Below are 8,691 nucleotides of genomic sequence, written 5' to 3' on the forward strand. Positions count from 1 at the left end.
TCCACTGCGATTCCACCGGGCAACGCGTTAGTGCCAAGTGCACTTCGCGCGGCCACACCGGCGTCTTCGCCAAACACGTCGCGGAACAACTCGCTACAACCGTTGATCACGGCAGGTTGTTTGTCGAAGCCGTCGGTACAGCGAACCAATCCGAGCAATTTGACCAGCCGGGTGACCTTATCGAGGCTGCCCAGATGAGTCTGCAGGGTCGCCAACATTCCCAGCCCGGTCAAGCGAGCGGCTTCGTACCCCGCTTCGACATCCATATCCAACCCCAGCCGTCCGGTGATCAACGACTTATTGGGCTTCAGCGGGCCGTGGCCCGACAGATAGGCCATGTTTCCCGCGATTACGATCGGCTTATAAACGCCGACTGGTTTGGGCGGCGTGGGCAGTTCGATTCCGAGTTCTTTTAGCTTTGCTTCCGCATTCATCTGTTTCGAGACTCCAGGTTGGATCGAGGACGGGGTGGGAATTGCGAGTCAATATTGCATGGTTCAAGAAGGAAAGCGTACCCGGTCCGAGCACGCTTTCCAACGCGTCTGCGGTTCGCATTTTCAAGAAGACTTCTTTCCGTAAACCGAGTTGGGGTCGACCAGTCTTTCATCGGCCACCGTGGCGGCCCCATCGGCACTCACCGTGCGAAAGAAACAGCTTTCGAAACCTTCGTGGCACGCCGCCCCCTTCTGCTCGACTTTCAACAGGATGGTGTCGGCGTCACAGTCCACACGAATTTCGACGACCCGTTGCTGATGCCCGCTGGTTTCGCCTTTACGCCAAAGTTGATTACGACTGCGGCTGAAATAGACCGCGTAGCCTGATTTGAGCGTTTCATCCCAGGCCTGAGCGTTCATCCACGCCATCATCAACACGCGATTGTTGGCAGCGTCTTGCGCGATCGCCGGCAACAAACCGTTGGTGCCGCGGCTGAAATTGGGAATCGCAGAATCATCAGTGGACATGGCGAATCGATATCGTTTTACAAGCGAGAGGGTAAATCCAGAGAACCAGCCCGTTAGGGCTGGCGCGGTGAAGTATTTCGTAGCAGAACTAACACAAACTCTATAAGAAAAAATGCTTCTCAGCGTTGCCGTAAGGGGACCGCAGTGAGGAAGGGCATTATAGAGTGATCCCGCAGCAGCGGAACGACTGGAAAATTCGGATTAATGCGTGCTCGCTTGCATTGCGATGCCGTGGCCAGCCGAAGACTACTACTACAGCTGTAGCCAGGATTACAGCCAGCGACGGGCTCACCGCCGAAAAAGGGGAAACACGCCCCCGACAGGCCGATCCGATCGCAGGTAGCCAATTTCGCTGGCAGCGGCTTTCCCGCACCGCTGATTATCAGGACCGGAGTTTCTTGCGTCATGTCCATCCCCACTAAGCTTTCTGTTGTCCTGGTGGTTCGCGATGGTGAAAGCCGGATCGTCGCCCGTGTCGAAAAGGTGATCGTGGGACTTGCGAAATTGAAGCTGGATGCCGTGGAAGTGGTGGTCGTGGATGATGGCAGCCGCGATGCGACCCCCGAGGTGCTCGACGAACTGCAACAAGAATGCCCTCAAGTCCGCGTCGTTCGCCATTCACGCCCGCGTGGCCTGGAAGCAGCCGGCCAAACCGGACTCGAACGAGCCACTGGCGAATTGGTGTTTATCCAAGAATCGGATGCACCGATTCGTATCGAGGATGTGCAGAGACTTTTGGAGTTGAGCGAAGATCATTCGGTGGTCGCAGCGCGAGCCGAGAGCAAGGCGGAACCGATCGCAGCCGAGTTGCTGCGTCGACTGCGAGCTTGGGGAACGTCGGCGGATCTGCAGATGGAAATCGCATCGGACGCCATCGAAACCTCTTGTTTACAAATGGTCCGCCGCCCCCATTTGCAGCGACTTGCCGGCCCGCGAGGAGACCAAATTCGTCTGCAAGGCGAAACGCTGCGAACCGCTTCGCTAGCCCGCTGAATGCTCGCTGAATACTCGCTGGGCGAGTCTCTTCACGCCGCATTCAACTTAAACGCGGGGGGGGATTGAACGCGAGGGGATTGAACGCGAGGTCACCGTAACATCTGGCAACATGGCGAGCTTCCCAGCTCACAAATGTCGATCCGCTTATTTTCCCAAACCCAATTCATTCAGCTCGCTGGCCCACGCTTCCCAATCATTCGCCGCGTTTTCGAAGTTCGCTTGCATCCATCGCACCGGAGTCTCCGGCAACACTCGCGGTGGAAATTTGCTGCCGCGAAACAGTGGCAACTGACTGCTGTCGCCCATCGCTAATCGGTCTTCGGTTTCGGGACGAACCAAATAATCCGCAAGCATTCCGGCCGCGACCGAGTGCGGCGCGTTCTTCAGCACCGCAATCGTATTGGGGATCCGCAGCGTCCCTGGTTGATCAGACGATTGATCCGGATAAACGATTGCCACCGAACGGCCCAAGTCGCGTTCGATCACCGCGTCATCGGTATCGGTTAGTCCCCAGGCAACCGTGCCTGCCGAAACAGCCTGGGCGACTTGCTTGTTGCCTGAAAGGATCACGGCGTTATCGCGGATTTGGCTCAGTAGTTTGAGTGTCGCTTCACGCCCCTGAATCTCACGCAAAACAGCGAAATGGGTTGCCGTGGTGCCAAATAACGGACGTGCCATCGCACATTGGCCCTGCCATTTTTCGTCCGCAAGATCAGCAACCGAATTGGGATATTCATTGGCGTCCTTGATCCGATCGGTGTTCACCAGCAACACCCGTGCTCGGGCGGCAAATCCACACCACGACCCATCGCTGGCGATCATATCGGTGGGCCACCCCGGATCGACATTCCAGGACCGCTTCTCGAGCAGCCCCAACTTCTGCAACCGCACGGTATGCATGATCTCGTTGTTCCAAAACAAATCACACACCGGCGCGTCTTTCTCGGCAATGATGCGGTTGACCAACCCCACCGTCTTGGTGGACTCGACATCAAACTTGCCGATCACACTGGTTTCGTGATTCGTCGAACGCTCGAACGCGTCCAAGATCGGAGCGGCAAACTCTTCGTCCAATGCCGAGTAGACCACGACATCGCTCTCGGCACGTTGGACGCAGCCGCTCGCAGAAAGCAGTGCTGAACAGAGAACCAGAAACGAAGTAAACTGGGCGTATGAATGGAACACTATTTCAAATCGGGTTGGCGGCAGGGGTGCTTTTTATCGGGATGGCTCGCGCCACCCTCGCAGACGACTTTCGCAAAGCGAGTGGTCAACATATCGAAATCACGTCGGATGTCGCGTCCGAAACCGAGATCCACCAATGGGTCAACTCGTTTGATGCGGCTGTCGACCAATGGCGTGCGTTTTGGGGATTGCCCGAGCACGCCCTCGATTCATGGAGTGTGAAGGCGTTTGTGATGCAAGACAAGACGCCTTTCCAGCGTGCGGGGCTGATCGATCCACGGGTTCCCGATTTTGAACAAGGTTATGCGCTGGGGAACTCGCTGTGGATTTTGAAACAACCGAGCGACTATTACACCCGTCATCTGCTGCTGCACGAGGGGGTTCACTCGCTGGCATTTGACCAATTTGCTGGAGCCGGGCCCTCGTGGTTCATGGAAGGAACGGCGGAACTGCTCTCCACACACTCCGGTTCCGGAGCGACCACTCAGATCAACCAGCTTCCCGTGGATCGTGAATCGGTTCCCTACTGGGGGAGATTGAAATTGATCCGCCAACGACGCGACGAGGACGCTATCCCCACGCTCGAAACGGTGATGCGATATCCCAACAATTTAAACGGCGACGCCGAGCGTTACGGGTGGTGTTGGGCAGCAGCGATGTTATTGTCCGAGTATGACGAATACCGTGACGTGTTTGTCGCCGCAGCACGCAGCGGACGCGACAGCGGCAGCAATTTCACTCGTCAAATCTACCAGCGATTGCTGCCCGAGTGGCCCGCTTTGATCGCCCGCTGGCGTTTGATGTGCCACCAATTGGATTACGGATTCGACTGGGAACGCGAACGCGTTGAACTCGCCGTGGACGATCCACGCTGGGACGGCCAACCGATTTCGCTGGACATCGCCGCCGATAAAGGCTGGCAATCCCTAGGTGTCCGCTTGCCGGCAGGAATTCGCTGTAAAATTTCAGCCCAAGGGCGATGTGTGATCGCGAAACGCGACAAAGACTGGCAAAGCGAGCCCAACGGGGTCACGATTGAGTACGTAAATGGACGGCCGCTTGGACAGCTGACCGCGTGTCTGGTCCCGTCCCGACATCAAAGCCAACCGCTGTGTGAACCGCTCAAGACTGTTTCGGTTAACGAGCAAACCGAGCTAAGAACGACCACCGAAAGCTGGCTTGTACTACAGATCAACGATGATGTGGGCCAGCGGACGGATAATACAGGGAGCTATGCGGTGGAGCTCTCCACCGCAAACTGACCAACCTGATCGGGGCCACGCGAATCCTTGCAAAGACCCGATCAGGTGGCGGCGAATACGTGTTTCACGCGAGAAAGGGGGTAAGACCCCCAAATCGCTTATCGCATTTCGATCAGTCGGGTTAAGCGGGTCAATTCAAAAATGCTTCGCAGATTTTCGTCTGCATTTTCGAGCACTAATTTCCGACCACTTTTGCGGACAAGCAACTGCAGACGGATCAATTCCGACAATTCATGGCTGCTGATCCGCTGCACGTGGGCAAGATCAACCGAGATCACCTCGTCCGCTCCCTCTTCCGCCAATTGGCCTGCGACTACGAGCCAGTGGACTCGAGTTTCCGCACATGCGGCCGATTGATGTTGTTGATCCAGTCCAGCATTCATTGGTTTCAATCCCGCTTGAATGTTTTAGAAGTACGATCTGTGCTTTCAAAGCATCCGGCATGCCGTTGCCAACCAATCGGAAGAGAAATCAACCAACACCCTGCCACCCTCCGCTAGACACACCTAAAGGCCAATTACCACCCGCTATAAAACCGCTTCGTCTTTGCGAAGCCGAGTGACTTGCCTAGGAACACAGCAGACAAGCCTAGATAACGCGCAACCGCGAAAAAAACGACAACTTGCAACGCACGAACCCAGGTTCTGACAGACGAAAACGGCACCCCCATCCGAGTGGAGAAAAGGCTTTGTTTTTACGTAGAACACCAGGGCGAAGGGGGCGACTCGACCCCCTCTGCGAGTGAAACGTTCGATTTCTTACGGGCGGCTTACGCCGCACCGCTACCAGCACGACTCGCTCGGCGAGCCCCCCCGGAAGCGGACGACAGTTCGCCGCATTTCTGCGATCGCGAAAACTTGTCGTGTGCTTTTTTCATTGCCTTGGTATAATAGGGCTCCTACCCGAATTCCCCACCTACCGCACTTCTGCTTACCGATCTTGGAAAATGCCCCGTAAAATAGGGTTGGTCGGTTCGCGATGGCTTGCAACCTTTCCCGATTCACAGCCTTTGCCGAAATGTTGGCCGTTCGGATCGCGGGCTTTGATCGTGTCCCCCAGCCAGCGTTTCGCATCAGTTCCGAAGGTCGACTTCCACTGTTTTGACCAATCCTGTTTTGACCGATTCAGCCCCCACCCCTTCTACAAAATCACTGTGACTGCATCCGCCACAATCTGCCGATTTTCCCTTGCCGCCTTATTGGCCGTGGTCGCGTATTCCGCCCACGCATCGGCCGCCGAGTCGAGCGACGCGGCAGATGCGCGGGGGGCTCAGATTTATGCCGAGCAGTGCGCGTCGTGCCACGGCGCCGAGGGGCAAGGAGTCCCGTCGGAATACCCCAGTGCATTGACAGGCGATTCGTCGATCGGGCAATTGGCCGAGATCATTTCGGAAACGATGCCCGAGGACGATCCCGAAACGTGCCAAGGCAAGGACGCCGAGGCGGTCGCGAACTACATCTTCGAAACCTTCTATAGCGAAGCGGCACGGCTACGAAACCGTCCCCCTAAAATCGGTTTGGCTCGATTAACGGGCGACCAATTGCGTCAGAGTTTAGCGGACCTTTACGCACGGATTTCGGGCGGCAGTTGGAAGCACGATGAACGGGGAATCCGAGGCACCTACTTTGATACACCCAACTGGAAAAACGAAGCGAAGAAGATCGAACGAACCGATGCGGTACTCGATTTTGATTTTGCTCACGAGGGTCCCGGCGAAGGGATCGACCCTGCGGAGTACTACATTCACTGGGCTGGCTCGCTGATGGCCGACCGCAGTGGTGAGTATGAAATTGTGCTGCGAAGCACCTGCTCGTGCAAACTGTATCTGGGCAGCCCGGACCGTATTTTCGTCGACAACCATGTGCAATCCGCCGGACGTACCGAGTTCCGCAAACGGATTCATTTGACGGCCGGACGGGGTTACCCGATCAAATTCGAGTTCACTCAGCGAAAACGCAAAACCGACCAACCGCCGGCATCGGTTTCGCTGTCGTGGGTTCCGCCGGGCGGAGTCGAAACGGTGATCCCGCAGCGGCATCTGATCTCGGCAAGTTATCCTGCCGCGTTTTCGCTGCAAACCAAACTGCCACCGGACGACCGAAGTTACGGTTACGAACGAGGCACTGAAATCAGTCGCATCTGGGACGATTCGACAACGCAAGCCGCAGTCGAGTTTTCGAAACTTGTAGCAGATGAACTTTGGCCACTCTACGAACGCAGAAACAAAAAGAAGCCGAACGAGAATCGAGCTCGGCTGAGAAGTTTTCTCCAGGAGATCCTCAGCACAGCGTTCCGCGGTTCGCTCGACGATGCCACCCGCAAGGTCTACATCGACAAACAACTTGATGCGACTGATGATGACGCCGAAGCGATTCGCCGGGTCATGCTATTGGCGCTGAAGTCGCCACGTTTCCTGTACCCCTTGCTCGACACCAACCGCTCACCTTCTCAGCAGGCAGCGAACCGTTTGGCACTGGTGTTATTCGATTCGCTTCCGGCCGATGAATGGTTGTTAAAGAAGATCAGCAAGAAGGAACTCGATTCGCCCTCGCAGATCGAGCAAGCTGCATGGAACATGGTCAACGACTATCGCACCCAGGCCAAGACACGAGACTTTTTAACACATTGGTTTGAAGTCGCCGGTAGCGATGAAATCAGCAAAGACGACGAGAGTTATCCTGGTTTCGACAAAGCGGTTGTGAGCGATTTGCGAGCTTCGTTTGACGCCATGATTGACGAAATTGTGTGGAGCGAACCGAGCGATTACCGCCAACTGTTCCAAGCCGACTGGGCCTTTACCACACCCCGAATCGCTGCTTTGTACGGTGACGCATGGAAGCCCAAAGATGCGGCGGGCGAGAAAGTCGATTCCCAAAAGAATGGTCAAGAACAAAACGGGCTTACGGCAAGCGTCAGCGCCCCGAAGAGTCACCTGGGGCTATTAAATCATCCGCTTTTGATGAGCAAGTTGGCGTACTACCAAACCACATCGCCGATCCACCGAGGCGTTTTCTTGTATCGCCACATGTTTGGCCGCGTCTTGCGCCCCCCCAACGCGGCGTTTTCACCCCTGAATGCCGATCTGCATCCCCAATTAACGACACGCCAACGCGTGGAACTGCAAACCGACGAAGTGAATTGCCAGGTCTGCCACGAGAAGATCAACGGCCTAGGCTTTGCACTGGAAAACTTTGACGCGATCGGCCGTTTTCGCGAGACCGAAAAAGAGCGTCCGATCGACGCCCGCGGCAGCTACGAAGACCGCAATGGCAACAAGGTCGAGTTTAAAGACGCTCGCGATTTGGCGGATTACCTTGTCAACAGCGAAGATGCTCACCGCGCATTCGTGGAAGCCGCGTTCGAGTATTTCGTCAAACAACCGATCGGAGCGTACGGCCCCGACAAACTTTCCGAACTGACCGAACGATTCCGAAACAGCGGCTTTAAAGTCCGAGATTTGATTGTGTGGATCGCCGTCACCGCGGCGACGCAACCGCTTACAAACCACCAAGAAACCTGAGCAGAATCATGATGAACCCGTCTCTATCTCGCCGCGATTTCCTGACCAAACTAGGCGTTAGCGCCGCTGCGGCCAACTTCCTGTTCACGTTGCCAAGTCTCGGATGGGCTGCCGCGACATCGGCTCGCAAGCAACGCATTGTTTTTCTATTCAGCCCCAACGGAGTGATCCCCAAACACTTCTGGCCTGAAAAGGAAGGACGCGACTACGACATCAAACGCATCCTCCAGCCGCTGGCCGGATTCAAAGACCAAATGATGACGCTGCACGGGGTGTGCAACAAAATCCAAGGCGACGGCGATGGTCACATGCGTGGCATCGGCTGCCTATTGACCGGGGTGGAACTATTTCCCGGTGACATCCAGGGCGGTTCGGACACGCCGGCGGGTTGGTCCCAAGGCATCTCGATCGACCAATACCTGAAGAACCAAATGCAGGCGGTCCCGGAAAAGCAGACTCGGTTTGGTTCGCTTGAATTCGGAGTGATGGTGCCTGACCGCGCCGACACCTGGACTCGCATGTCCTACGCCGGCCCCAACCAACCGGTCGCACCGATCAGCGATCCGTACCAAATGTTCGACAAACTGTATGGACAGAGCAAAAACCGCGAACTGTTGGCCAGCGTGCTTGACGATTTGAGCGAAGATTTCCGCCGAGTGGAAAAGATGATCAGCAGCGAAGATCGGCGGATCCTCGAAGAACACGTCGCGATGGTTCGCTCGGTGGAAAAGGAACTGCAAACCGAACTCGAGCAATCAAAAAAGAA

8 protein-coding genes are annotated in these 8,691 nt (G+C 56.0%); 4 read left to right on the forward strand and 4 right to left on the reverse strand.

Going from position 1 to position 8,691, the window contains the following annotated elements; genetic code table 11:
- Both ABX962_RS22495 and hisI read right to left on the reverse strand, forming a co-directional pair.
- The coding region (locus tag ABX962_RS22495) for a RidA family protein (RefSeq protein WP_372722510.1) at nt 1-434 on the reverse strand (434 nt) is incomplete at its 3' end.
- Between the two features lie 123 nt (nt 435-557).
- Nucleotides 558-962, reverse strand: a complete 405-nt coding sequence (gene hisI, locus ABX962_RS22500) for a phosphoribosyl-AMP cyclohydrolase (RefSeq protein ID WP_372722511.1) — start codon at nt 960-962, stop codon at nt 558-560.
- Between the two features lie 405 nt (nt 963-1,367).
- Between hisI and ABX962_RS22505 the strand changes: the two genes are divergently transcribed.
- The gene (locus tag ABX962_RS22505; RefSeq protein WP_372722513.1) at nt 1,368-1,955 is read left to right on the forward strand and encodes a glycosyltransferase family 2 protein; all 588 of its coding nucleotides are present in this window, start codon (nt 1,368-1,370) and stop codon (nt 1,953-1,955) included.
- 147 nt (nt 1,956-2,102) lie between these two features.
- Here ABX962_RS22505 and ABX962_RS22510 read toward each other — a convergent pair whose 3' ends face one another.
- On the reverse strand, nt 2,103-3,143 hold the full coding sequence (locus ABX962_RS22510) for an extracellular solute-binding protein (RefSeq protein WP_372722515.1): 1,041 nt from the start codon (nt 3,141-3,143) through the stop codon (nt 2,103-2,105).
- Here ABX962_RS22510 and ABX962_RS22515 point away from each other — a divergent pair.
- A complete protein-coding gene (locus ABX962_RS22515; RefSeq protein ID WP_372722516.1) occupies nt 3,131-4,405 on the forward strand; it encodes a hypothetical protein in 1,275 nt (424 codons plus the stop codon). The two genes, ABX962_RS22510 and ABX962_RS22515, sit on opposite strands and share 13 nt — an antisense overlap.
- A gap of 98 nt (nt 4,406-4,503) precedes the next feature.
- On the opposite strand, the gene ABX962_RS22520 is transcribed toward ABX962_RS22515, so the two are convergent.
- Complete coding sequence (locus ABX962_RS22520) at nt 4,504-4,788, reverse strand: STAS domain-containing protein (RefSeq protein WP_372722518.1); 285 nt, start codon at nt 4,786-4,788, stop codon at nt 4,504-4,506.
- A 770-nt stretch (nt 4,789-5,558) separates the two neighbouring features.
- On the opposite strand from ABX962_RS22520, the gene ABX962_RS22525 reads away from it, so the two are divergent.
- Together ABX962_RS22525 and ABX962_RS22530 are read left to right on the forward strand one after the other, a co-directional pair.
- Complete coding sequence (locus tag ABX962_RS22525; protein WP_372722520.1) at nt 5,559-7,925, forward strand: DUF1588 domain-containing protein; 2,367 nt, start codon at nt 5,559-5,561, stop codon at nt 7,923-7,925.
- A gap of 8 nt (nt 7,926-7,933) precedes the next feature.
- Nucleotides 7,934-8,691: DUF1552 domain-containing protein (locus ABX962_RS22530; protein WP_372722522.1), on the forward strand; the 758-nt coding region annotated here is incomplete at its 3' end.

Origin of the sequence: Novipirellula sp., from assembly GCF_041583735.1 — a bacterium.
In the GTDB taxonomy this organism is placed as follows: Bacteria; Planctomycetota; Planctomycetia; order Pirellulales; family Pirellulaceae; genus Novipirellula.